General features: G+C 68.1%; 24 protein-coding genes. 12 read left to right on the top strand and 12 right to left on the bottom strand.

Going from position 1 to position 21,075, the window contains the following annotated elements; genetic code table 11:
* Window positions 1-80: 80 nt before the first annotated feature.
* Genes hemL through thiD form a run of 3 tightly spaced genes read right to left on the bottom strand, consistent with a single transcriptional unit; the run spans window position 81 to window position 2,871 of the window.
* Window positions 81-1,361: a glutamate-1-semialdehyde 2,1-aminomutase gene (gene hemL, locus O4H32_RS00485; protein ID WP_269355693.1), complete on the bottom strand. Its 1,281-nt coding sequence runs from the start codon at window positions 1,359-1,361 to the stop codon at window positions 81-83.
* Window positions 1,362-1,387: 26 nt separating this feature from the next.
* Entirely contained in the window at window positions 1,388-2,065 is a 678-nt protein-coding gene (thiE, locus tag O4H32_RS00480) for a thiamine phosphate synthase (RefSeq protein WP_269355692.1), read from the bottom strand.
* Window positions 2,062-2,871 carry a bifunctional hydroxymethylpyrimidine kinase/phosphomethylpyrimidine kinase gene (gene thiD / locus O4H32_RS00475; protein WP_269355691.1) on the bottom strand — a complete coding sequence of 270 codons (810 nt, stop codon included), beginning with the start codon at window positions 2,869-2,871 and terminating at the stop codon, window positions 2,062-2,064. Before thiD ends, thiE begins: the two co-directional genes overlap by 4 nt.
* Window positions 2,872-3,018: 147 nt before the next feature.
* Here thiD and O4H32_RS00470 point away from each other — a divergent pair, with 147 nt between their 5' ends.
* The 4 genes from O4H32_RS00470 (at window position 3,019) to O4H32_RS00455 (ending at window position 5,168) form a co-directional block, all read left to right on the top strand.
* On the top strand, window positions 3,019-3,183 hold the full coding sequence (locus O4H32_RS00470) for a rubredoxin (protein ID WP_043685094.1): 165 nt from the start codon (window positions 3,019-3,021) through the stop codon (window positions 3,181-3,183).
* A gap of 56 nt (window positions 3,184-3,239) precedes the next feature.
* The gene (locus O4H32_RS00465) at window positions 3,240-3,836 is read left to right on the top strand and encodes a YqgE/AlgH family protein (protein ID WP_269355689.1); all 597 of its coding nucleotides are present in this window, start codon (window positions 3,240-3,242) and stop codon (window positions 3,834-3,836) included.
* Entirely contained in the window at window positions 3,829-4,251 is a 423-nt protein-coding gene (gene ruvX / locus O4H32_RS00460) for a Holliday junction resolvase RuvX (RefSeq protein ID WP_269355688.1), read from the top strand. Before O4H32_RS00465 ends, ruvX begins: the two co-directional genes overlap by 8 nt.
* Window positions 4,252-4,355: 104 nt before the next feature.
* Window positions 4,356-5,168: a lysophospholipid acyltransferase family protein gene (locus O4H32_RS00455; protein ID WP_269355687.1), complete on the top strand. Its 813-nt coding sequence runs from the start codon at window positions 4,356-4,358 to the stop codon at window positions 5,166-5,168.
* On the opposite strand, the gene O4H32_RS00450 is transcribed toward O4H32_RS00455, so the two are convergent.
* The 6 genes from O4H32_RS00450 to mpl are packed head-to-tail and all read right to left on the bottom strand — an operon-like array spanning window position 5,137 to window position 12,137.
* Window positions 5,137-5,970: a symmetrical bis(5'-nucleosyl)-tetraphosphatase gene (locus O4H32_RS00450; RefSeq protein WP_269355685.1), complete on the bottom strand. Its 834-nt coding sequence runs from the start codon at window positions 5,968-5,970 to the stop codon at window positions 5,137-5,139. The genes O4H32_RS00455 and O4H32_RS00450 overlap by 32 nt on opposite strands.
* On the bottom strand, window positions 5,967-7,142 hold the full coding sequence (gene lptG, locus O4H32_RS00445; RefSeq protein ID WP_269355683.1) for an LPS export ABC transporter permease LptG: 1,176 nt from the start codon (window positions 7,140-7,142) through the stop codon (window positions 5,967-5,969). Before lptG ends, O4H32_RS00450 begins: the two co-directional genes overlap by 4 nt.
* Window positions 7,143-7,202: 60 nt before the next feature.
* Window positions 7,203-7,913, bottom strand: a complete 711-nt coding sequence (gene mtgA, locus O4H32_RS00440) for a monofunctional biosynthetic peptidoglycan transglycosylase (protein WP_269355681.1) — start codon at window positions 7,911-7,913, stop codon at window positions 7,203-7,205.
* The gene (locus O4H32_RS00435) at window positions 7,910-8,806 is read right to left on the bottom strand and encodes an energy transducer TonB (RefSeq protein ID WP_269355679.1); all 897 of its coding nucleotides are present in this window, start codon (window positions 8,804-8,806) and stop codon (window positions 7,910-7,912) included. The genes mtgA and O4H32_RS00435 overlap by 4 nt, the downstream gene beginning before the upstream one ends.
* Window positions 8,807-8,839: 33 nt before the next feature.
* Window positions 8,840-10,720 (bottom strand): ribonuclease catalytic domain-containing protein, encoded by a 1,881-nt coding sequence (locus O4H32_RS00430; protein ID WP_269355677.1) that lies wholly within the window; start codon window positions 10,718-10,720, stop codon window positions 8,840-8,842.
* Between the two features lie 25 nt (window positions 10,721-10,745).
* The gene (gene mpl / locus O4H32_RS00425) at window positions 10,746-12,137 is read right to left on the bottom strand and encodes a UDP-N-acetylmuramate:L-alanyl-gamma-D-glutamyl-meso-diaminopimelate ligase (RefSeq protein WP_269355675.1); all 1,392 of its coding nucleotides are present in this window, start codon (window positions 12,135-12,137) and stop codon (window positions 10,746-10,748) included.
* A 98-nt stretch (window positions 12,138-12,235) separates the two neighbouring features.
* Here mpl and O4H32_RS00420 point away from each other — a divergent pair, with 98 nt between their 5' ends.
* The 7 genes from O4H32_RS00420 (at window position 12,236) to O4H32_RS00390 (ending at window position 18,288) form a co-directional block, all read left to right on the top strand.
* Window positions 12,236-12,718, top strand: coding sequence for a TlpA family protein disulfide reductase (locus tag O4H32_RS00420; protein WP_269355673.1), 483 nt, complete (start codon window positions 12,236-12,238; stop codon window positions 12,716-12,718).
* 279 nt (window positions 12,719-12,997) lie between these two features.
* Window positions 12,998-13,444, top strand: coding sequence for an acetyl-CoA carboxylase biotin carboxyl carrier protein (gene accB / locus O4H32_RS00415; protein ID WP_269355672.1), 447 nt, complete (start codon window positions 12,998-13,000; stop codon window positions 13,442-13,444).
* 5 nt (window positions 13,445-13,449) lie between these two features.
* Window positions 13,450-14,796: an acetyl-CoA carboxylase biotin carboxylase subunit gene (gene accC / locus O4H32_RS00410; RefSeq protein ID WP_269355670.1), complete on the top strand. Its 1,347-nt coding sequence runs from the start codon at window positions 13,450-13,452 to the stop codon at window positions 14,794-14,796.
* 8 nt (window positions 14,797-14,804) lie between these two features.
* Window positions 14,805-15,719, top strand: a complete 915-nt coding sequence (gene prmA / locus O4H32_RS00405; RefSeq protein ID WP_269355668.1) for a 50S ribosomal protein L11 methyltransferase — start codon at window positions 14,805-14,807, stop codon at window positions 15,717-15,719.
* Window positions 15,720-15,731: 12 nt separating this feature from the next.
* Entirely contained in the window at window positions 15,732-16,787 is a 1,056-nt protein-coding gene (locus O4H32_RS00400; RefSeq protein WP_269355666.1) for a zinc-ribbon and DUF3426 domain-containing protein, read from the top strand.
* Window positions 16,788-16,802: 15 nt separating this feature from the next.
* Window positions 16,803-17,750 carry a carbohydrate kinase family protein gene (locus O4H32_RS00395; protein ID WP_269355664.1) on the top strand — a complete coding sequence of 316 codons (948 nt, stop codon included), beginning with the start codon at window positions 16,803-16,805 and terminating at the stop codon, window positions 17,748-17,750.
* Between the two features lie 40 nt (window positions 17,751-17,790).
* Complete coding sequence (locus O4H32_RS00390; protein WP_269355662.1) at window positions 17,791-18,288, top strand: outer membrane lipoprotein; 498 nt, start codon at window positions 17,791-17,793, stop codon at window positions 18,286-18,288.
* Between the two features lie 91 nt (window positions 18,289-18,379).
* Here O4H32_RS00390 and O4H32_RS00385 read toward each other — a convergent pair whose 3' ends face one another.
* The 3 genes from O4H32_RS00385 to O4H32_RS00375 form a co-directional block, all read right to left on the bottom strand.
* Window positions 18,380-18,946 carry a YggT family protein gene (locus tag O4H32_RS00385; RefSeq protein WP_269355660.1) on the bottom strand — a complete coding sequence of 189 codons (567 nt, stop codon included), beginning with the start codon at window positions 18,944-18,946 and terminating at the stop codon, window positions 18,380-18,382.
* A gap of 143 nt (window positions 18,947-19,089) precedes the next feature.
* The gene (locus tag O4H32_RS00380; RefSeq protein WP_269355659.1) at window positions 19,090-19,773 is read right to left on the bottom strand and encodes a histone H1-like repetitive region-containing protein; all 684 of its coding nucleotides are present in this window, start codon (window positions 19,771-19,773) and stop codon (window positions 19,090-19,092) included.
* A gap of 220 nt (window positions 19,774-19,993) precedes the next feature.
* A complete protein-coding gene (locus O4H32_RS00375) occupies window positions 19,994-20,434 on the bottom strand; it encodes a CopD family copper resistance protein (RefSeq protein ID WP_269355657.1) in 441 nt (146 codons plus the stop codon).
* A 135-nt stretch (window positions 20,435-20,569) separates the two neighbouring features.
* On the opposite strand from O4H32_RS00375, the gene O4H32_RS00370 reads away from it, so the two are divergent.
* Window positions 20,570-21,061 carry a hypothetical protein gene (locus O4H32_RS00370; protein ID WP_269355655.1) on the top strand — a complete coding sequence of 164 codons (492 nt, stop codon included), beginning with the start codon at window positions 20,570-20,572 and terminating at the stop codon, window positions 21,059-21,061.
* Window positions 21,062-21,075: the final 14 nt, after the last annotated feature.

Genomic DNA, 21,075 nt, shown 5'->3' with positions numbered 1-21,075 from the left:
GGACTTGATCAGAGCGTCCCCAGTTTAGGGAACCGCCGGAGGCGTGTCCTTGTCCTGCGTCAAGAAACTTGAAGTCCGGATTATTGAAGTCGCGCAAACACCCGGTCGGCCGCGTCCAGCGTCGCCTGGATGACGGCGTCGTCGTGCGTGGCCGAGACGAAGCCGGCCTCGAAGGCGGAAGGTGCGAAATGTACGCCTTCGGACAACATGCCGTGGAAGAAGCGCTTGAAGGCGTCGAGATCGCTGGCGGAGACCTCGGTCAGGGTGGTTGGCACCGTGTTGCGGAAATACAGGCCGAACAGGCCGCCTTGCCAATCGCCGCTGAGGGTCACGCCATGGCGTCGAGCGCGTTCGACCAGTCCCTGAATGAGCAGGCCGGTCTGCCGGTGCAGGGCGTCGTGGAAGCCCGGCTCGGCGAGGCGACGCAAGGTGACGCGCCCGGCGGCGACCGCCACCGGGTTGCCCGACAGGGTGCCCGCCTGGTAGACCGCGCCCAGCGGCGCGATGTCGGCCATGATGTCGGCGCGGCCCCCGAAGGCGCCCACCGGCATGCCGCCGCCGATGATCTTGGCCAGCGTGGTCATGTCGGGCGTGACGCCGCACAGGCCCTGCATGCCTTGCGGTCCCACGCGCAGTCCGGTCATGACTTCGTCGAAGATCAGGACGGCGCCGTGGCGGGTGCACTGCGCGCGCAGGCCTTCGAGGAAGCCGGGTGCCGGGCGCACCATGTTCATGTTGCCGGCGATGGGTTCGACGATGACGCAGGCGATGTCTTCGGGGTACTGAGCAAAGGCGGCCTCGACGGCGGCCAGGTCGTTGTAGTCCAGCACCAGGGTGTGCTGGACGAATTCGGGCGGCACGCCGGCCGAAGTGGGGTTGCCGAAGGTCAGCATGCCCGATCCGGCCTTGACCAGGAGGCTGTCGGCGTGGCCGTGGTAACAGCCCTCGAACTTGATGATCTTGGACCGGCCGGTATGGCCGCGCGCCAGCCGGATCGCCGACATGGTGGCCTCGGTGCCGGAACTGACCAGGCGCACCTGCTCGATCGAGGGAATGCGCTCGATGATGGCCTCGGCCAGTTCGATTTCGGCCTCGGTCGGCGCGCCGAAGGACAGGCCGTCCACGGCGGCGGCCTGCACGGCGGCCACGACCTCGGGGTCGGCGTGGCCCAGGATGGCGGGCCCCCAGGAGCCGATGTAATCGATGTAGCGGGTGCCTTCGGCATCCCACAGGTAGGGGCCCTGGGCGCGCTGGATGAAGGGCGGGGTGCCGCCCACGGAACGGAAGGCGCGCACGGGCGAGTTGACGCCGCCGGGGATGGCGCGGCAGGCGCGTTCGAAGAGTTCGGTATTGCGGGACATGACGAGGTTCCGGTTGCTGCGGGGGTTCAAGAGGGATCGGCGCTGAACAGGTCGGCGAAACGGCGCGCGGCCGCGCGGATGTCGGGGGCGTCGAACAGGGCGCTGATGATGGCGACGCCGTCGGCGCCCGCCCGGATCACGGGCGCGGCGTTGTCGGGGGTGATGCCGCCGATCGCCACGACCGCCGCGCGGCGCATCCCGCCGGCGGGCGCGCCGTGGATGTGCGTTTCGGCCAGGCGGCGGCCGGCGCGGACGTGGTCCAGGGTGGCGCGCACGGCGTCGGGCTTGACGTCCGACGGGTACAGGGCGCCGAAGGCGATGTAGTCGGCGTCGTCCCGCAGTCGCCGGGCGGCCAGCGCCGTCTGGTCGTAGCAGGAGCAGCCGATCAGCTTGTCCGGGCCCAGCGCCAGTCGGGCCTGGGCGACGGCGCCGTCATCCCGGCCCAGATGGGCGCCGTCGGCGTCCAGGTCGGCCGCCAGGCGCCAGTCGTCGTTGACGATCAGGGGCAGGCCCAGGCGCAGGCACAGGTCGCGGACCGCGAGGGCCTGGGCGCGCAGGTCGGCCTGCGCGCCGTGCTTGCGGCGCCACTGCAGGACGGTCATGCCGCCGGCGTGTGCCTGCCCGATGGCGGCCAGCAGGCGATCGGTGTCGGCCCAGTCGGGTGTGACGCCATACAGGCCGCGCGGGAACCGGAGCGGGCTCATGACGCGGCATGCAGCAGGATGCGCTGCCCCATGCCGGGGTGGAAATGCCGTGCGAGCAAGGCGGTGGCGCTCGTGACCGCCTGGGGGATGGCCTCGTCCGGGTCCAGCCCGCGGGCCAGCAGGCAGCACAGCACAGTGGCCAGCAGGCTCTCGGCGTCGCCCGTGCGCACGCGCGGGGCGGGCCAGGGCCAGCGGCGGCCGGCTTGGCCGCGCGCATGCAGGATCAGGCCGTTCAGCCCGGGGCCGAGCGTCGCGTTGCAGCACAGGACGAGCGGCGCGCCGAGTTCGTGCAGGGCGCCGATCGGGTCGTCGGCCCGGGTCGAGGACAGCAGGCCCTGGCCGGCCCATTGTTCCGGCAGGCGGTCGTCGACGACGACGAGATGCGCCTGGGGCACCAGCAGCTCGAGCATTGCGCCGATGGTTTCCTCGGGGTCCAGGTCCTCCAGGTCGGGGACCGGTGGCGGTGCGCACAATTGCAGCACCAGTGGCAGGGCGCTGTAGTCGGCCGCGATCTGGGCCAGCGTCGAGATGGTCTCGGGGTCGTATTGCGGGCCGATCTTCAGGGCGCCGATGGTCATGTCCTCGAGCAGGCAGCGGGCCTGATCGTCGACCAGGTCCGGAGCCAGGCGCTGGATGGTTTCCGTGCCGGCGGTGTCCTGGACATGGATGGCGGTGGCCACGGAACCCGCGTGCGCGCCCAGGCCGGCGCAAATGACCGCGTCGATCGGCAGGTGACTGGCCCCGCTGGGGTCGAAAGGACCGAAGATCAGGGGCAGGGGGATGGCAGGGGAGTCGGGGGCGGACATGATGGCGGAAAGAGAGGCCGGTCGCCATGGCCGGCGGTTTGTGTACTATGGCATCCATTCTAATCGAATGCTTGAGGCCGGACGCGGGGCGGCCACCCCGTGGATCGCCCCGCGTCCGCCGAATCAGGGAATGAGGCTTTGATTGTCATGCGAACTTGGATGTGTCTGATCTGTGGCTGGATCTATGACGAGGCGGCCGGCTTCCCGGAGGACGGGATCGCACCCGGCACGCGCTGGGAGGATGTGCCGCCGAACTGGGTCTGTCCCGAATGCGGCGCCCGGAAAGAGGACTTCGAACTCATCGAAATCTGATCCGTTTCTGATACTCTAGTGTCATGGGCCTCGGGGCCGGATTACAGGGGATCGTCATGACGACAGTACCGCATGCTTCCGACGCCGGTTCACGCATCGACCTGTCCCGGCAGTTCCTGCTGGCCATGCCGGGGATGGTGTCGGGCGAACTGGCCAATACCGTGATCTATGTCTGCGAACATACGGAACACGGCGCGCTGGGCCTGGTGATCAACCGGCCCACCGATCTCACCATTGGCGATCTGCTGCAACGCATCGATCTGCCCCTGTCGCTGGAAATCGGTCCGGTCAGCGAATCGCCGGTGTTCTTCGGCGGGCCGGTGCAGACCGATCGCGGCTTCGTGCTGCACGTGCCGCGCGGCGAATACAGTTCCAGCATCGAACTGGGGGGCGATGTGGCGCTGACCACCTCGCGCGACGTGCTCCAGGACGTCGCGGCCGGCCACGGTCCCGCCCGGCTGCTGGTGACGCTGGGCTATGCGGGCTGGGGCGCGGGCCAGCTCGAGGACGAACTCGCCCGCAACGCGTGGCTGAACGTGCTGTCGTCCAACGACATCCTGTTCGACACGCCCGCCGAGGACCGCTACGACGCCGCCCTGGCCCAGTTGGGCATCCGCGCTTCGATGCTGGCCAGCGACGCGGGCCATGCCTGACCACGTGCCGAAGCCTCTCCAGTCCGAACAGACGCTGCTGGCTTTCGATTACGGCCTGAAGAAAATCGGTGTGGCGCTGGGCAACACGCTGACGAACCAGGCGCGCCCGTTGTGCATCCTGACGCCGGCCACGCGCGAACAGCGCTTCGCCCAGGTCGGCGCCCTGCTGGCCGAATGGCAGCCCGACCGGGTGGTCGTGGGCCTGCCCCTGACGCTGGACGGGGATGAACAGCCCGCGTCGCGGCACAGCCGTCGCTTCGCGCATCAGCTCGAGGGCCGCTTCCGCGTGCGTGTCGAACTGGTGGACGAACGGGGTTCCAGCCTGGAAGCCCAGCGGATCCTGGGCTCCCGCGCCCCCGACGATGCCATGGCCGCCGCCGTGATCCTGCAGCGTTATCTGGATCATCAGGCATAAGCCCTTCCTCTCGATCGGCACGAAACAGGCGACAGGGGCTGTCCCGTGTCCGATCTCATCCAGTTATGATGTGCGCCATTGCCCATTCCGGGTAGGGGATGCCGGTGGCGCCGTTTCTTTTCCTGTTCCGTTTCATCTGCGTATCGACCTGGGTCCTGCTGGGCCTGTCGACCGAACTGCTGGTGTTTCCGTTCCTGGGCCGCGCCCGGCGGCGCCGGGTCGTGGGCGCGTGGTCGCGGGGCCTGATGCGCCTGTGCGGGGTCCGTGTGCGCCGTCTGGGGGATCCCGTCAGCCATGGCGCCGTCCTGTGGGCGGCCAACCACGTTTCCTGGGTCGATATCTTCGTGCTCAACAGTGTGCGCACCACCTCGTTCGTGGCCAAGAGCGACATCCGGCGCTGGCCGGTGATCGGACTGCTGGTCGCCTGGGCGGGCACGCTGTTCATCGACCGGCGTCACCGGCACGCCGTGCGCGACGCCGGCCGCCAGATGCGCGCCTGTTTCGAGCGGGGCGACGCCGTGGGGCTGTTTCCCGAGGGCACGACCACCGATGGTTCGGACGTGTTGCCCTTTTACGCGGGGCTGTTCGACGCTGCCGTGCGCGCGGGCGTGCCGACGCAGCCGGTGGCCCTGCGCTTCCTGCGGCACGGACGGCGGGCTCCGGAACTGGCCTTCGTCGGCGAGCAGACGCTGGTGGCGAACCTGTGGTGCCTGCTCGGCGCCCGGGGCGTGACGGTCGAATGCGTCTTTCTGGCGCCGATCCGGGCGGCGGAGGGTCTGGCGCGGGCGGATGTGGCGCGGCACGCACAGGCGGCCATCGGCGCGGCCGTGCGCGGCGAATCGGCATGCGCCGGATCCGGTGCGACGAGCGGACGCGACACCGGCGTCAGCGGCAGGCCGCGCAGTCCTGCTGGATGATCCTGTGGTCGCGCAGCCGCAACGCGGTCAGCGCGCGTCCCCAGACGCAGCCGGTGTCCAGGCAGATCGCATCCGCGCGGATATGCAGCCCCAGGGCGGACCAGTGGCCGAAGACCACCGGCTCGGCCGGATCTCGCCGGCCGGGCAGCTCGAACCAGGGCACCAGGCCGGGACTGCCATAGGGCTCGCCCTTGTAGCGAAAATCCATGCGGCCGTCCTCGGCATGGCAGACCCGCATGCGGGTCAGGGCATTGACGATCACCCGCATGCGGTCCGGCCCCCGCAGGGTGTCGTCCCATTGCAGGGGTTCCTCGCCGTACAGATCCCGCAGGGCGGGATGCCAGTCGGGGCGGCGCAGCGCGGTTTCGATCTCGCCCGCCAGCGCCTGGGCCTGGTCCAGGGTCCAGGCGGGCAGGATGCCGGCGTGGACCATGACATGGCCCCGGTCGCGCACCAGCAGCGGCCGGTGGCGCAACCAGTCGATCAGTTCGGCGGCGTCGGGCGCCTCCAGGATGTCATGGAACGTATCGGATTTGCCCGGCGGGCGCACGCCCGCCACCACGGCCAGCAGGTGCAGGTCGTGGTTGCCCAGGATGGAGCGGGCGCGGGTGCCCAGGGATTTGATCAGGCGCAGCGCGCCCAGGGAATCGGGGCCGCGGTTGACCAGGTCCCCGGCGAACCACAATTCCGTGTCGGGAAGAGAAAGTTCGGGGTGGGCCAGCAGGGCGCGCAGGGCGCCCGCGCAGCCCTGGACATCGCCGATGACCCAGACATCGCCCCGGGGTGTTTCTGAATGGGTCATGCGGGATTCCGCCGGAGCCGGCGCTGGCGCAGCCACATGGACAGCGGATGGCGGTGTTCCATGCCGAACAGGGCCAGCAGGGCGGCCGCCAGACCGGCCAGGCTGGGCACCAGGGCCGTGGCCCAGGGCGGCCAGTCGCCCAGCATGCCGGCGTTCAGGGCCAACTGGTTGAGCATGAAGAAGCCCACCCCCAGGATGATGCCCGCGAAGACCTTGAGGCCGACCCCGCCCCGGCGTGTCTGCATGAAGCCGATCGGCGCGGCGATGGTGATCATGACGAGCAGGGTGAAGGGGTAGGCGATCTTGCGCCACAGGGCGACCTCCTGGCGGTCGGTCTGCAACTGATTGTTTTTCAGGTAGTGGATGTAATCCAGCAGGTCCGAGATCGCCATGCGCTCGGGCGTCAGGATGCGGGCGATCAGGCGTTCGGGTGTCAGCGAGGTGGGAATGCTGCGCTCGTCCAGGTGGACGAGCTCGCTGACGGGAGCGGCGGGGATGCTGGCGTCGGCCAGGGCGTTCGCGGATTGCGGGTGGATGCGGGTCTCGGTCAGGTCGCGCAGCACCAGGCGGCCCTGTTCGAACTGCCCGTCGGCGGCCCGGACGACGTCCCGCAGGGTGTCGTCCGCCGCGAATTCGTAGAGCACCACGTCGTCGACGCGGCCCTGGCCGGTGAGCTGGCCGATGTTGATGATGCGGGTGCCGCCCTGGTCGTCCGCCTCTTTGAACCAGTAGCCGCTCGACAGGCGGCCGCCATCGGTGCGGCCCAGCAAGGCCAGGCGGGACTCGCTGCCGCGCAGTTCCGCCGCCGGGGTGATGAATTCCGACAGGATGAAGGCGCCCATGACGAGCGGGATCGTGATCAGCCACAGGGCGCCCAGCAGACGCATGCCGCTGACGCCCGAGGCCCGCAGGATGGTGAGTTCGTTGCGCTGCGCCAGCCCCGCGAGCGCCAGCACCGCGCCGATCAGCAGGCCGATGGGCAGCAGTTCGTACAGGTGGTTGGGGACGTCCAGGGCCTGCAGGTAGAACAGGTTCAGCAGGGTCAGGCGCTGGCCGACCTTGTCCAGGCCTTCGATCAGCGCGAAGAACATGAAAAGGCCCACCAGGGCCACCAGGACGACGGTGGTCGAGCGGTATATTTCGCGGGCGATGTAGCGTCGTGCCGTGCGCATGGCCGGGAATGCGGTGAAAACCTCAATAGTACCCCGAACGGCCGGGGCCGCCCGGGCCTGCTAGGGCACTGCGACCTGGGGCATGCGGGCGCGCACGGTGGCCGCATGGGACTGCAGATAGGCGGTGGCGCCGTGGCGGTCGTAGTAGGCCGGGTTGGGCAGCATGGACGCCAGGCGCGCGGCCTGACTGGAAGACAGACGCGAGGCGTCCGTGTGGAAATAGTGCCGGGCGGCGGCCTGGGCGCCGAAGGTGGCGGTGCCCCATTGCGCCACATTCAGGTAGAGCTCCAGGATGCGTCGTTTGCTCATGACCGCTTCGATCATGTAGGTCAGGATCAGTTCCTGGCCCTTGCGCAGATAATTGCGCGAGTTCGACAGGAACAGGTTCTTGGCCAGTTGCTGGGTGATGGTGGACCCGCCGCGCCGGCGGGCGCGGCCCAGGTCGGCCTGGCGCTGGTTGTAGCGCCAGGCCTTGCGGATCGCGTCCCATTCGACGCCATCGTGATCGACGAAACCACTGTCCTCGGATGCGATCACGGCGCGCTTCAGGTTGGCGCTGATGCGGTCGTACGGCACCCATTCGTGCGCCAGCCGGGCCTGGGGATCCTCAGCCCGCAGGGTGTTGAGCGTGTCCTGCATGACGGGGGTGTTGGACGGGTCGCGGAAATTGAACCAGACCACCATGCCCAGCAAGCCGATCTGATACAGGAAGGCGGCGCACAGCGCCGCCAGCAGGGCGGTGGTGACGATTCTGCGGCCCGGCCGGCTCATCGGGCCTCCGGTGTGCCGGTGGGATTCATGTCCAGGCCGTCGCGGGTGAAGTGCCAGGTCCGCGTGATGGCCAGGATGTCCGTGTGTCGCGCCAGTGCCGGCGGCAGCGGGTCGAAGGGCGCGGCCAGTTCGACGATGCGCCGGGCGGCGCCGTTCAGGACGGCCTGTGTCGACGGCCGGTCGAACTGGATGTGGTCCAGGCTGCCGTCGCGCCGGATGAAGACGGTCAGTTGCAGATCGCCGTAGATGCGGCCTCGCGCTTCGGGCGGATAGTGCTGTGTGCCGATCAGCTCGATGCGCTGGCGCCAGGCCTCTACGTACTGGGCGTCGTCCGAGGCCCGGGCGGACGGGGCGGTGAAGGTCTGCCTGGGCAAGGCGTTGTAGCGTTCGATGCGTGCTTTCAGCGCGGCGATGCGGGCGCTGAGCACCAGGCTGTCCTGCTGGCGGTCGTCCTCTCCCGGATCCGGGCTGCGGCCCAGCAGTTCCTGGGACGGTCGTGCCGCAGCGACCGTGTCCAGGGATTCCAGTCGCGCCAGCAGGCGACGCTGTTCGGCCTCGAGTTCGGCCTGCCGCCGCCGCAGCGCGGCCAGCACGGTTTCGTCGGCGCTGTCCTCGGATGTCCGGGGCAGGGGGGACGAGGCCATCCCCCGTGCCTGGTCGCCGCCGCCGTCCAGGTTTTGCTGGGCCAATGCCTGGGGATTCAGGGGTGCCTGTTCGCTGCGGCTGTTGACCAGGGTGACCTCCAGGGTGGACGACTGCGTCGCCGGCGGCGCGGGCAGGAAGCGCCAGGCCAGCAGCGCCGCGTGCGCGGCCAGGGAAAGCAGCAGGGCCGCCGCCATGCGGCCGCGGCCCTCGCGCCGGGACTCCAGCAGTTGCAACGGCAGCGTGTCCATGTCTGGCGGCTCCTCGATTGGCGGGAATCGGCCCTAGCCCGTTTCCCGCGGGCGGAATTCGACCTCCAGGCCGATCTCGTCGTAGCCCAGGATGTCCAGCCGCACTTCGTGGCCGCGTTCGAACTCGGGCAGGCCGTTGATGCGGGTGACGAAGGGCGCGCAGGCCAGCCGGACCAGGTTTTCCCGCAGCACGTGGGCGCGCACTTCCTTCAGGCCCTGCTGGCGCATCCAGCGGATGCACCAGTAGCGCTCCATCGAGGACTGGAATTCGCTCCACGCCGTGTATTGGGAATCGAAGGCGCCGATCAGGGCGTACAGATCCGCGTCCTTGGGCTTGAAGGGGGCGGCCAGGCGCGCGGAAACGCCGTGCTCGGCCGCCGCCAGGATCTGCCCCTGGTTGATCAGGTCCACGTAGCGGCGCAGCGGCGAGGTCGACCAGATGTATTGCGGCACGGCGATGGATTCGTGCGGCAGCGCCTGGGTGGACATGCGGGTGCGGCCGGTCTGCTGGGAACGGTAGATGCCGGGCACGCCGTGTCGGGCCAGCAGTGCGCCCCATTGCGTGTTGGCCAGGATCATGAATTCGGCCACCAGCCGGTCCAGGGGCGCGTTGCGCTGGCGCGGCACCAGGCGGACGATGGAATCCGGGTCGTCGGGCGGGCCGTCGATCTCGAATCCGTATTCGATGCGGTCATTGTTTTCCGGTTTGCCGCGCGTGCGGTCGCGCACGGCGCTCAGCGCCTGGGCGAATTGCCACAACGGGCGCAGCCAGTGGCCATGCGGCAAGGGGGCGTCGGGGTCGGCCAGCGCGTCTTCCGTGACCAGGCCGCCGATTTGGCCATGGCGCAGGTTGGCGGTCACCCGGATGCGCTCCAGCCGGGTCTCGGTGTCCAGGATCTCGCCGTCCTCCAGGCGTCCGGTGACATAGAGGGACAGGGTCGGGCGCCACTGGCCTTCGTCCAGGGAAAAGGCGGCGATCAGTTCCGGCGACAGCATGGGGATCTTGTCGCCCGGCATGTAGACGGTGGACATGCGCGCGCGCGCCAGTTCATCCAGGGCGCTGCCGCGCGTGACGGCCAGGGCCGGCACGGCGATGTGGATGCCGACGCGAACCATGCCGGGTCCGGGTATCGAGACCGACAGCGCGTCGTCGATTTCCGTGGTGCTGGCGTCATCCAGGGAATAGGCCTCGACCTCGGCCTGCGGCAGGTCCGCCCCCCAGTCCTGGAGTTCCACGGGCGGCCAGTCCGTGCCCCGGGGAAAGTGCGCCGACAGGAAGCGGTCGCGCATCATCGCCAGGGGATGGGGCCAGACGCCCAGCGTCAGCAGCAGCCGTTCCGGGCTGGTGTCTGATCGTTGCACGGCGGCGTCGAATGCCTTCCATTCCAGCGTGTTCTTGTCGGGCCGGTCCAGGAAGGTGGCGGCGACGGGCCGCAGGGCGTCGGGCAGGGTGCCGCCGAGGATGGACTCGGTCCATTCCTCTTGCAGTTCGGCCTGGCGGCGTTTTTTCTCGATCGCGGCCAGGGCGGCCTGCAGGATGTCGGGCGGCGCGGGGCGGAAGGCGCCCTTGCCGCGTCGGTGGAAGTAGGCCGGCGCGGCCGACAGGGCCAGGATCGTGGCGGTTTTTTCCACCGCGTCGGGCGCGTGGCCGAAGTAATCCTCGGCCAGGGCGGCGGCCTCGAATTCCTGCTGCGGCGCGCATTCCCACAGGAAACCGGCGTCCAGGGTGGCAGCCAGGGCTTCGGCGGCGGGCAGCAGGCTGTCGGGGGACGGCCGCTCGAAGGTGAACAGCACGGCGTTGCGCTTGATTTTGCTGCGTTTTCCGCTGGCCGATTCAACCTGCAGCGAGGTGTCGGCTTCGGAGAAAATGGTTTCGGCCTTGAGCTTGCCGGCGTCTTCGTAGAGAACGTGCATAAATGATGAAAAAGGGCGGCGGGGTTCAGGGGGAAGACCGGGGGCGTCGTTGCGCCAGCCGGTCGAGCAGGGTCTGGTGGATGCCGCCGAAGCTGCCGTTGCTCATGATGAGCACCTGGTCGCCGGGCTGCGCCGCGTCGCAGACGGCGTCGGCCAGGGCATCCAGGTCATCGCCCGCCCACAGGCGCCCGCCCAGGCCGGCCAGCACCTGGCGGGGATCCCATCCCAGGGCATGTTTTCCCTGAGTGGCACCGTGGCAGAAGACCTGGTCGGCGTCGGCCAGCGCTTCGGGCAGCCGGGCGGCCATCGTGCCCAGTTTCATGGTGTTGGAGCGCGGCTCGATCACCGCCAGGATGCGGGTCGCGGGGCCGACGCGGCGGCGCAGGCCGTCCAGGGTGGTGGCGATGGCGCTGGGGTGGTGGGCGAAATCGTCGTAGACGGCCACGCCGTCCCGAGTGCCCCGCAGTTCCAGCCGGCGGCGCACACCCTGGAAGCGGTTCAGGGCGGCGATTCCGTCTGCGACCGCGATGCCGACGTGGTGGGCGGCCGCCAGGGCCGCCAGGGCGTTGGCCTGATTGTGGGCGCCGGCCAGGGACCAGTCCAGCACGCCCGCCAGGCGGCCCTGGTGCAGGATGCGGCAGCGCCGGCCGTCTTCCGTTTCCGGTTCGGCGCGCCAGTCGCCGCCGGCGCCGAAAGTCTCGACCGGCGTCCAGCAGCCGCGAGCCAGGACGCGGTCCAGGGCCTCGCTGGCCGCCGGGCGGATCAGGCGGCCCGATGCCGGGACGGTGCGGACCAGGTGATGGAACTGGGTCTCGATGGCGGCCAGGTCGGGAAAGATGTCCGCGTGGTCGTATTCGAGATTGTTCAGGATGGCGGTGCGGGGCCGGTAGTGGACGAATTTCGAGCGCTTGTCGAAGAAGGCCGTGTCGTATTCGTCGGCTTCGATCACGAAGTGGCGGCGGGCGGGGTCGTAACGGGCCGAGACGCCCAGGTCCGGCGCGACGCCGCCGATCAGGAAGTTGGCGGGCCGCCCGGACTGGTCGAGAATCCAGGCCAGCATGGCGCTGGTCGTGGTCTTGCCGTGCGTGCCCGCCACGGCGAGGACGTGCTGGCCGGTGAGCACATGATCGGCCAGCCATTGCGGGCCGGAAACATAAGGCAGGCCGCGATCCAGGATGGCCTCCATCAGCGGATTGCCCCGGCTGACGACGTTGCCGATCACGTACAGGTCGGCGCCCAGATCGGCCTGGCCGGCATCGAAGCCTTCGATCAGGTCGATGCCCTGTTCGCGCAGCTGTGTGCTCATGGGCGGGTAGACGCCCGCGTCGCAGCCCGTCACCCGATGGCCCGCCGCGCGGGCGATCAGGGCCAGGCCGCCCATGAACGTGCCGCAGATTCCCAATATGTGTACGTGCATCGCATCCTCCGGCCTGTATTGTACGGGGCTGGTGCTATGATGGCCGGGCAACACGGATGACTGGATGGATGGTGTTTCACATGGACAGGCGGAACTTCTTGCGCACCACCTCCCTGGCGGCGCTGGGGGTCGTGGCGGGCGCGCGCGGCGCGGGGGCCTCGATCCTGCCGGCCGATCCGGTTTTCGGCCGCTCTTTCGCCGATCTCCAGGGGCATGACCAGGCCCTGTCGGCCTACGTGGGGCGGCCTGTGCTGATGAATTTCTGGGCCAGCTGGTGTGCGCCATGCGTGCGTGAAATGCCCTTGCTCGAAACCTTGCATCAGCGCCATCCCGACCTGTCCGTGCTCGGACTGGCCATCGATACCCGCGTCAACGTCGAACGTTTCCTGCAAAAGGTCACTGTGACCTATCCTCTGTTGCTGACCGGCACCCAGGGCATCCCGCTGATGCGCGAACTGGGCAACAAGGGCGGCGGCCTGCCGTTCACCCTGCTGTTCGACCGCAATGGCCGCGTCGCGGACTCGGTCATGGGCGAGCTCAAGCCGGACGATATCCAGGCACGCCTGACGCAGATACTTTAAGTTTCAATAATTTGGGGTCTGGCGCCCGTCAACCCCGTTTTTATGGACAAATCAGCGTTTTTAGCGTAAAAAGGCGCTTTGAAGGGTATCTCCCTACCCTGAATCAGGCGGCTGCGGGCAGGGCCCAGGACGGCCCGCCGGCAGCAACAACACATGTGGCCGTCGTGGATGCTCCCCGTCTCGCCGGGGTCGGACCGACGGCGCATTTGTTTCCGCCGCAAGGATTCGATCATTGAACGGCCCGAACCCGCATGGGCCAGCACACAGGAATTTATCGTCATGGATCTCCGCAAACTCAAAACGCTGATCGACCTGGTGGCCGATTCGGGCATCGCCGAACTGGAAATCACCGAGGGCGAGGGCAAGGTCCGCATCGTCAAGTTCTCCCAGTCAGCCGCAGTCGTCCCCGCCGCCGCGCCCGCCGCGTCCGCCCAGGTCGTGGCGGCCCCCGCCGCCGCGCCAGCCGCCGCTCAGGCCCCCGCCGCCCCGCAGGGCCATCAGGTCAAAGCCCCCATGGTGGGCACGTTCTACCGTTCGCCCAATCCGAACGCGGCGGCTTTCGTCGAGGTCGGCCAGGCCGTCAAGGAAGGCGATCCCCTGTGCATCATCGAGGCGATGAAGCTGCTGAACGAGATCGAGGCCGACAAGTCCGGCGTCATCAAGGAAATCCTCGTCGAGAACGGCGAACCGGTCGAATACGGCCAACCTCTGTTCATCATCGCCTGAGCATCATGTTCGAAAAGATCCTGATCGCCAATCGCGGCGAAATCGCCCTGCGGGTCCTGCGCGCCTGCCGCGAACTGGGCGTCAAGACCGTGGTCGTGCACTCGGAAGCCGACCGCGAGGCCAAATACGTGCGCCTGGCCGACGAGTCCGTCTGCATCGGTCCCGCGACGCCGCGCGACAGCTATCTCAACATGCCGGCGCTGATCTCGGCCGCCGAGGTCACCGACGCCGAGGCCATCCATCCCGGATACGGGTTCCTGTCGGAAAACGCCGACTTCGCCGAGCGGGTCGAGAAAAGCGGTTTCGTGTTCATCGGGCCGCGCCCCGAAAGCATCCGGACCATGGGCGACAAAGTCAGCGCCAAGCAGGCCATGATCGCCGCCGGCGTGCCGGTCGTGCCGGGCTCGGGCGGTGCGCTGCCCGACGATTCCGGGGAAATCCAGCGTATCGCCGCCGAGGTCGGATATCCGGTCATCATCAAGGCGGCGGGCGGCGGCGGCGGGCGTGGCATGCGGGTGGTCTACACCGAGGCCGCCCTGCTCAACGCGGTGGCCATGACGCGCACCGAGGCCGGCGCCGCGTTCAACAACCCCGAGGTCTACCTGGAAAAATTCCTGGAAAACCCGCGCCACATCGAGATCCAGGTGCTGGCCGACGGCGAGGGCAAGGCCGTCTGGCTGGGGGAACGCGACTGCTCCATGCAGCGCCGTCACCAGAAGATCATCGAAGAAGCGCCCGCTCCGGGCATCGAGCGCGCCCTGGTCGAACGCATCGGCGAACGCTGCGCCGAGGCATGCCGCCAGATGCGTTACCGCGGCGCGGGCACGTTCGAATTCCTGTACGAGAACGGGGAATTCTTCTTCATCGAGATGAACACCCGCATTCAGGTCGAGCACACGATCACCGAGATGATCACCGGCATCGACCTGGTCCAGCAGCAACTGCGCATCGCCGCCGGCGAGAAATTCACCTTGCGCCAGCGCGACGTCCATCTGCGCGGCCACGCGATCGAATGCCGGATCAACGCCGAGGATCCCTACAAGTTCACGCCCAGCCCCGGCCGGATCGTCAACTGGCATACGCCGGGCGGGCCGGGCGTGCGGATGGATTCGCACGTGTTCACCGGCTATACCGTGCCGCCCTATTACGACTCGATGATCGCCAAGCTCATCACCTACGGCGACGATCGCCATCAGGCGATCATGCGCATGGACATCGCCCTGTCGGAAATGATCGTCGAGGGGGTGCACACCAACATCCCGCTGCACCGCGAGTTGATGCAGGACGCCCGATTCGTCGAAGGCGGCACCAGCATCCACTATCTCGAACACAAGCTCGCCGCGCGCGCTTGAGGTCCGGCATGCGAGAGCTGGTGCTGAATTGCCCCGAAAGCCAGGCCGAGGCCTGGTCCGACGCCTTGCTGGAGGCCGGTGCCCTGTCGGTGTCGGTCGAGGACGCGGACGGCGACACGGAGCACGAGCAGGCGCTGTTCGGCGAACCGGGCACGGAGCCCGAGGTCCTCGCTTGGCGCCGGAATCGCCTGGTGGCCCTGCTGGCGGACGGGGACGATCCCGACCATCTGCTGGCCGCGCTGGACGGCCAGGCCGGGCCGGCGCCCGCGGCGGACGACTGGTTCCTGCGCGACGTGCCGGACGCCGACTGGGTGCGCCTGACGCAATCCCAGTTCGGACCCATCGTCGTGGGCGAACGCATCTGGATCGTGCCGAGCTGGCACCGCGACGATGCTGGACTGCCCTCGGTCGGCGCCCGGGACGGCATCGTGCGCATCGAACTCGATCCCGGGCTGGCCTTTGGCACCGGCAGCCATCCCACCACGCATCTCTGCCTGGAATGGCTGGCGGCCCATCTGCAGGGCGGCGAGACCGTCCTGGACTACGGCTGCGGTTCCGGCATCCTGGCGATCGCCGCCCGCCTGCTGGGCGCCGGCCCGACATGGGGTGTGGACATCGACGAGCAGGCGGTGCTGGCCACGGCCCGCAACGCGGCCGCCAATCGAGTGGACGTCCAGGCCGGACTGCCCGATGCCCTGCCCGCCGGGACCAGCCAGGTGGTGGTCGCGAACATCCTGTCGAACCCGCTCAAAATGCTGGCGCCCATGCTGGCCGCGCGGGTCGCTCCGGGCGGGTGGCTGGCGCTGTCCGGTGTCCTGGAACGCCAGGCCGACGAGGTCAGTCAGGCCTATGCGCCTCATCTGCCCTTGCGGGTCTGGGCAGCCCGCGACGGATGGGTCTGCCTGGCGGGACGCAGGGCCTGAAGGGCGGTGGCGATGGACCTGACCACACGCTGCCCGAAATGCGGGACCGTGTTCCAGGCGGGCCTGTCGGACCTGCAGCTGCGCAAGGGCTATATCCGTTGCGTGCAGTGCGCCCATATTTTCGACGGCTATGCCGAGGTGGTTTCCGACGCATCCGAGGCCGGCGCTCCCGCGGCGCCGCTGCGTGCGCCCACCCCGCCCGCGGCCGAGCCGCCCGCCGCGCCGCCACCCCAGGTCATCCGTCCGGGCAGGCCCGTGGCGCCGCCACCAGAACCCACGGCCGCGTTCCGCATTGGCGTCGCACCCTGGCCCGACGACCGGCCTGAACCCCGCATCGGGGAAACGGCCGGCCTGACCGATCCGCGCCCGGTCGAAGAAATTCTGGCCGATGAGGGTTGGATGCCCGATTCCGCGTCCGCGCAGGCTTTCGGCCGGGACGTGCCGCCCGCCCAGGCGGAGCCGTTCGTGGTCGAGGCCCGGCCGGGCCATCGCAGCCAGGGCGGGTCCGCCGCGCCCCTGCTGCGGGACGAGGACGCGCCGGGCTGGTGGGACGCCATCGTGCGGTTCTGCGCCCGGTTGCTGCTCGTCCTTCTGCTCGTCCTGCTGGCCGCGCAGGCCGTCTATGTCTACCGGGCCGATATTGCCCGGCTGCTGCCCGCGTTGCGGCCCGCGCTGGAGCGGGCCTGCGAGCCGCTGCGATGCCGCGTACCCTATGCCCGCGATATCGCCCGGATCGCCATCACCGGTTCCGCGCTCAAGGCGGCCGACACCGATGCCGCGGCCGGCAGGCCGGCGGATGGCCAGGCTTCCGAAGAACAGCATTTCGTGCTGCACGCCACCTTGCGCAACCAGGCCGAGCAGCCGCAGGAATGGCCGACGTTGGTCCTGGACCTGAAGGACGCCGCCGGCACGCTGCTGGTGCGTCGTCATTTGTCGCCCGCCGACTATCTCGGGCCGGCACGCGCCGCCGGGCCTTTCGCGGCCCGGGGCGAAGTCCTGGTGCGTGTCCCCCTGACCCTGAGCGGCGTGCGCATCAATGGCTACCAGCTCGATCTCTTTTATCCCTGAAGGAATACCCTCCCCATGTCCAAGGACGTTCTGATCTGCGGTTCCATCGCCTTCGACACAATCGCCGTGTTCGAGGGACGTTTCCGCGACCATATCCTGGCCGACAACATCAAGTCCCTCAGCGTGTCGTTCTTCGCGCCCTCGTTGCGCAAGGAATACGGCGGCTGCGCGGGCAACATCGCCTACAGCCTGAAACTGTTGGGCGGCAGCCCCGTGCCCGTCGGTACCGTGGGCCAGGACGCAGACGACTACCTGCAGCGCCTGCGCGACCTGGACATCGACACCCGTCTGGTGCGTCTGCTGCCCGACACCTACACGGCCCAGTGCCACATCATCACGGATCAGGAAAACAATCAGATCGCCTCGTTCCATCCGGGTGCGATGCTGCGTTCGGCCGAAAACGACTTGAGCGGCCATTCCGCGTGCTGGGGCATCGTCTCGCCCGATTCCAAGGACGGCATGTTCATCCACGCCCAACGCCTGCATGCCGCAGGGATCCCCTTCATCTTCGATCTGGGGCAGGCAATGCCGCTGTTCGATGGAGACGATCTGCTGCGCATGCTGGACATGGCCAGCATCCTGACCGCCAACGATTACGAAGCCAGCGTGATCGAGGAGCGCACGGGGCGCACCATCCAGGAACTGGCCCGAGGCCTGCGGGCGGTCGTGGTGACCCGGGGCGGCGAGGGCGCCTCGCTGTTCGTCGGCGATGGCCGCACCGACATCCCGGCCGCGCCCGTGACCGGGATCGTGGACCCGACCGGCTGCGGCGATGCGCACCGCGCCGGCCTGCTCTACGGACTGGCGAACGGCTGGTCCCTGCGGGACGCCTGCTGCTTGGCGAACGTCATGGGCGGCTTTAAAATCGCCCACAGAGGTCCGCAGAATCATAGCCCGACGCGCGACGATATTGCGGCGGTGCTGCAGACGCACTACGGTATCGATGCGGGCCTGTTCGCCTGATCGGGATACGGCCACTCATTTTCATTTCAGGAGTCAGCCCATGGCGATCCTCACGCATGCTCTTCCCCCCCGCGCGGCGCGTCTTGCCGCCATCGCCGGGCTTTCCCTTTCGTTGCTGGCATTGGCCGGATGCGCCAATCAGACCGCCTCCAGTTCCGTGTACACCTACGGTCAGGCGCAACAGGAACAGATCGTGCGCTACGGCACCGTGGTGTCCGTGCGTCCGGTGGTCATCCAGTCCGACAAGTCCTCCGGGGTGGGCGCCCTGGGCGGTGCGGCGCTGGGCGGTGTCGCGGGCAGCGCCATCGGCGGCGGCCGTGGCCAGATCCTGACGTCCATCGGTGGCGCCCTGCTGGGCGGCCTGGCCGGCAATGCGATCGAAAATCAGGTCGGCAAGACCAATGGCCTGGAAATCACCGTCCGTCTGGACAACGGCGAAACCCGCGTCATCGCTCAGGCGGCCGATGTGGCGCTCAGTTCCGGCCAGCGCGTCCAGGTCATCAGCGGCGGCGGCCCGACCCGCGTGGTGCCCATGTGATCGATCCGGTTTCCGGATACGCAAAGGCCCGGCATTTGCCGGGCCTTTGTCTTGGTGCCATGGCGCCGGATCGGTCTGAATGCCGATCCGGTCAGGCGCCGAAGGTCGTGAACACCAGATGGTTCAGCACCATCATGGCGATCTGGGCCAGCACCAGCAGCACCAGGGGCGACAGATCCAGCCCGCCCATGCGCGGCAGCATCCGGCGGATGGGATCGAGCAGCGGCGCGGTCAAGGTGTAGAGCACCGGCATGATGGGCGACAGGGGATTGATCCAGGACAGGATGGCCTGAATCAGCGTCACCCAGACGATTACGTTGAACAGCCATTTCAGGCCGACCAGCAGGCCCGACAGCAGCAGAGGGCCAATGGCCGACATGGAGGGCATCAGGCCGCCCATGGCGATCAGCCAGGTCAGCAGCAGGTACAGGATCGCGGTGATCCAGCAGGCCAGGATGCTCGGCCAGTCGAAGCGACCGCTGCCGGGTACGACCCGCCGTATCGGACTCACCAGCCATTCCGTGGTTCGCAGGATGGCCTGGGAGAACGGATTGAAGGGGTGCAGGCGGATCGCGAACGTCCAGGCCCTCAGGATCAGGCCGATGCCGAAGAGCTGGAAAACGATGTCGATCAGGAACTGCAGGATGTCTTGGGCCATGCGGTGCTCGTGGGCTGCTGAAAAGAGGCGTTCATTGTCGCATCAAGCGTGGCCGTCTGGCGAATGAGCAGACTCCTGGGTCGCGCCCGGCGACAAAAAAGGCCCGGCGGATGCCGCCGGGCCTGATTGCGTCGCCCGCCCGTTCAGGGACGCTTGCTCGCGGTGGGGAACGGCCAGGAAGCCGCCGGATTGCTGTCCGATCGGGCATCCGGGGCGGGTGTGTCGGCCTTGGCTGCGGCTTTCCGGGCCGCCGGGGCAGGCTCGGGTTTGGCGGCCGCCGGCGCCGCTTTTTTCGCGGGGGCCTTGGCCGTTTTTTTGGCGGGCGCTTTTTTGGCGGCGGCTTTCTTCGCCGTCGTCTTTTTGGCCACGGCGGTTTTCGCGGCGGCCTTTTTCGCGGCGGGCTTGGCGGCGGTCTTCTTGGTGGGTGCGGCGGCCTTTTTCGCCGCGACCTTCTTCACGGCGGCTTTCTTGGCGGGTGCGGCTTTTTTAGCCACCGCCTTTTTCGGCGCGGCTTTCTTTGCCGCGGCCTTGGTCGGCGCCGCTTTCTTGGCAGCCGCCTTCACGGCGGTCTTTTTGGCGGGCGCGGCCTTTTTCGCTGCGGCTTTCACCGGGGCGGCCTTTTTGGCAACCGTTTTTTTGACGACGGCTTTTTTGGCCGCGGCCTTTACCGGCGCGGCTTTCTTGGCGGGCGCGGCTTTTTTGACGGTGGCGGAGGGGGAGGCTTTTTTGGCTGCCGGGGCGGACTTCTTGGCTGCCGGTTTGGATGCGGACTTAGGGGCTGCGGATTTCTTGGCTGGTGCGACAGAGGCCTTCTTGGCGGTTGCCATCGTCATGCTCCTTGGGATCGAAGAGAGTGTCCACCCATTTGATATGACCCCCACGGAATGCGCGGCTCATCTCAAATGGCGCAGGCGCGCAATATCATGAATACTGCACGCCTTCAAGTCTATCGTAAGCCCTGTCGCGTTCCAAGCATTATTCCTGGCGCGTCGCCGCCTGGGATCGATATTCGATTGCGCCTGTCTCGAAAAAGTCGCGTCGACGCGTTCACCATTGCAGATAGAACATGGCCTTGGCGAGAAACACGATCAGCACGACGTGGCAGAACACGCTCAGGTGGATGATCTGGAAATGGCGGGATTTCAATTTGCCGGTGCCGCTGAGCGTCATGGCGGTGATGAAATGACCCAGCACGCTGAAGGCCAGGATGATCTTGATCCACAGCAGCGTGGCGAAGCTGCTGGCGAAAGGATGCGCGAGCGCCGCACGGAATTGCCAGGCCATGCTCAGGCCGGCGCCGAACAGCACGATCATGGCGAACGGCATGATGCGCCGCGCGCGCCGGCCGATGGCCAGTTCGACGTTGCGCATGGTTTCGCGGCCGAGCGGCTTGCGGATGCCCTCCAGGATGAGGACTTCGAAAAACACCGTACCCACGAACAGGATGGCGGCGAACAAGTGCAGCGTAACGAGTAGTGAGTGGCTCATGTCGGTAGAATGGTGGCTTGCCCGCGGGATGCGCGCGCTCAGGGAAATTGTAGGCCGGCGGTCTCCGCCGCCCCGACGCGGCCCTGCGCCGATCCCGGGTATTGAATGACATTTGTCATGGATGGGAATCAAGCAATGGACCGCATTCGTATTCATGCCTGGGCCGCGTGCGCGGCCGTCCTGGGCGTCCTTTCAGCCTGCGCGCCGATCAAACCGGCACCGACGGCGGGCGGGGCGCAGGCCGCCCGGCCATCCTGCACGGCGGCGGTGGCGGGTGATCCTCTGGTCGGCAACTGGCTGTCCGTCCGCTCTGAGAAAGGCGTCGCGGGCGCGCTGCGCACGCTCTATACGCTGAACCCGGACGGCACCATGAACTATGTCGAGCAGATCAAGCGTCCTCGCACGCCTTCCCAGGGCCTGTATGAATCGGGCTGCTGGGCGCGTGAAGGACAGACGTTGGTCCTGCGCACCCTGGAATCGAACGGCTCGCCCGTGAATCTGGAAGACCCGATCTATACCAATCGGCATCGCGTCGACCGGGTCAACGCGACCGAACTGCGCCTGAGCGGTCCGGGCGGCGCCGTCAAGGCGCGGCGCATGTCGCCGGGCTACCGCCTGCCGTTCTAGGCGCGGCGCCCGGC

This window comes from Castellaniella denitrificans (genome assembly GCF_027214045.1).
GTDB lineage: Bacteria > Pseudomonadota > Gammaproteobacteria > Burkholderiales > Burkholderiaceae_B > Castellaniella > Castellaniella denitrificans_A.
Note: the sequence above shows the minus strand (reverse complement) of the source record. Positions and strands in the feature narration are given on the sequence as shown.

Excerpts from the sequence above, each read along its gene's own strand:
- hemL (WP_269355693.1), bottom strand. The coding sequence starts at position 1,361 with ATGTCCCGCAATACCGAACTCTTCGAACGCGCCTGCCGCGCCATCCCC.
- thiE (WP_269355692.1), bottom strand. The coding sequence starts at position 2,065 with ATGAGCCCGCTCCGGTTCCCGCGCGGCCTGTATGGCGTCACACCCGAC.
- thiD (WP_269355691.1), bottom strand. The coding sequence starts at position 2,871 with ATGTCCGCCCCCGACTCCCCTGCCATCCCCCTGCCCCTGATCTTCGGT.
- O4H32_RS00470 (WP_043685094.1), top strand. The coding sequence starts at position 3,019 with ATGCGAACTTGGATGTGTCTGATCTGTGGCTGGATCTATGACGAGGCG.
- O4H32_RS00465 (WP_269355689.1), top strand. The coding sequence starts at position 3,240 with ATGACGACAGTACCGCATGCTTCCGACGCCGGTTCACGCATCGACCTG.
- ruvX (WP_269355688.1), top strand. The coding sequence starts at position 3,829 with ATGCCTGACCACGTGCCGAAGCCTCTCCAGTCCGAACAGACGCTGCTG.
- O4H32_RS00450 (WP_269355685.1), bottom strand. The coding sequence starts at position 5,970 with ATGACCCATTCAGAAACACCCCGGGGCGATGTCTGGGTCATCGGCGAT.
- lptG (WP_269355683.1), bottom strand. The coding sequence starts at position 7,142 with ATGCGCACGGCACGACGCTACATCGCCCGCGAAATATACCGCTCGACC.
- mtgA (WP_269355681.1), bottom strand. The coding sequence starts at position 7,913 with ATGAGCCGGCCGGGCCGCAGAATCGTCACCACCGCCCTGCTGGCGGCG.
- O4H32_RS00435 (WP_269355679.1), bottom strand. The coding sequence starts at position 8,806 with ATGGACACGCTGCCGTTGCAACTGCTGGAGTCCCGGCGCGAGGGCCGC.
- O4H32_RS00430 (WP_269355677.1), bottom strand. The coding sequence starts at position 10,720 with ATGCACGTTCTCTACGAAGACGCCGGCAAGCTCAAGGCCGAAACCATT.
- mpl (WP_269355675.1), bottom strand. The coding sequence starts at position 12,137 with ATGCACGTACACATATTGGGAATCTGCGGCACGTTCATGGGCGGCCTG.
- accB (WP_269355672.1), top strand. The coding sequence starts at position 12,998 with ATGGATCTCCGCAAACTCAAAACGCTGATCGACCTGGTGGCCGATTCG.
- accC (WP_269355670.1), top strand. The coding sequence starts at position 13,450 with ATGTTCGAAAAGATCCTGATCGCCAATCGCGGCGAAATCGCCCTGCGG.
- prmA (WP_269355668.1), top strand. The coding sequence starts at position 14,805 with ATGCGAGAGCTGGTGCTGAATTGCCCCGAAAGCCAGGCCGAGGCCTGG.
- O4H32_RS00400 (WP_269355666.1), top strand. The coding sequence starts at position 15,732 with ATGGACCTGACCACACGCTGCCCGAAATGCGGGACCGTGTTCCAGGCG.
- O4H32_RS00395 (WP_269355664.1), top strand. The coding sequence starts at position 16,803 with ATGTCCAAGGACGTTCTGATCTGCGGTTCCATCGCCTTCGACACAATC.
- O4H32_RS00390 (WP_269355662.1), top strand. The coding sequence starts at position 17,791 with ATGGCGATCCTCACGCATGCTCTTCCCCCCCGCGCGGCGCGTCTTGCC.
- O4H32_RS00385 (WP_269355660.1), bottom strand. The coding sequence starts at position 18,946 with ATGGCCCAAGACATCCTGCAGTTCCTGATCGACATCGTTTTCCAGCTC.
- O4H32_RS00380 (WP_269355659.1), bottom strand. The coding sequence starts at position 19,773 with ATGGCAACCGCCAAGAAGGCCTCTGTCGCACCAGCCAAGAAATCCGCA.
- O4H32_RS00375 (WP_269355657.1), bottom strand. The coding sequence starts at position 20,434 with ATGAGCCACTCACTACTCGTTACGCTGCACTTGTTCGCCGCCATCCTG.
- O4H32_RS00370 (WP_269355655.1), top strand. The coding sequence starts at position 20,570 with ATGGACCGCATTCGTATTCATGCCTGGGCCGCGTGCGCGGCCGTCCTG.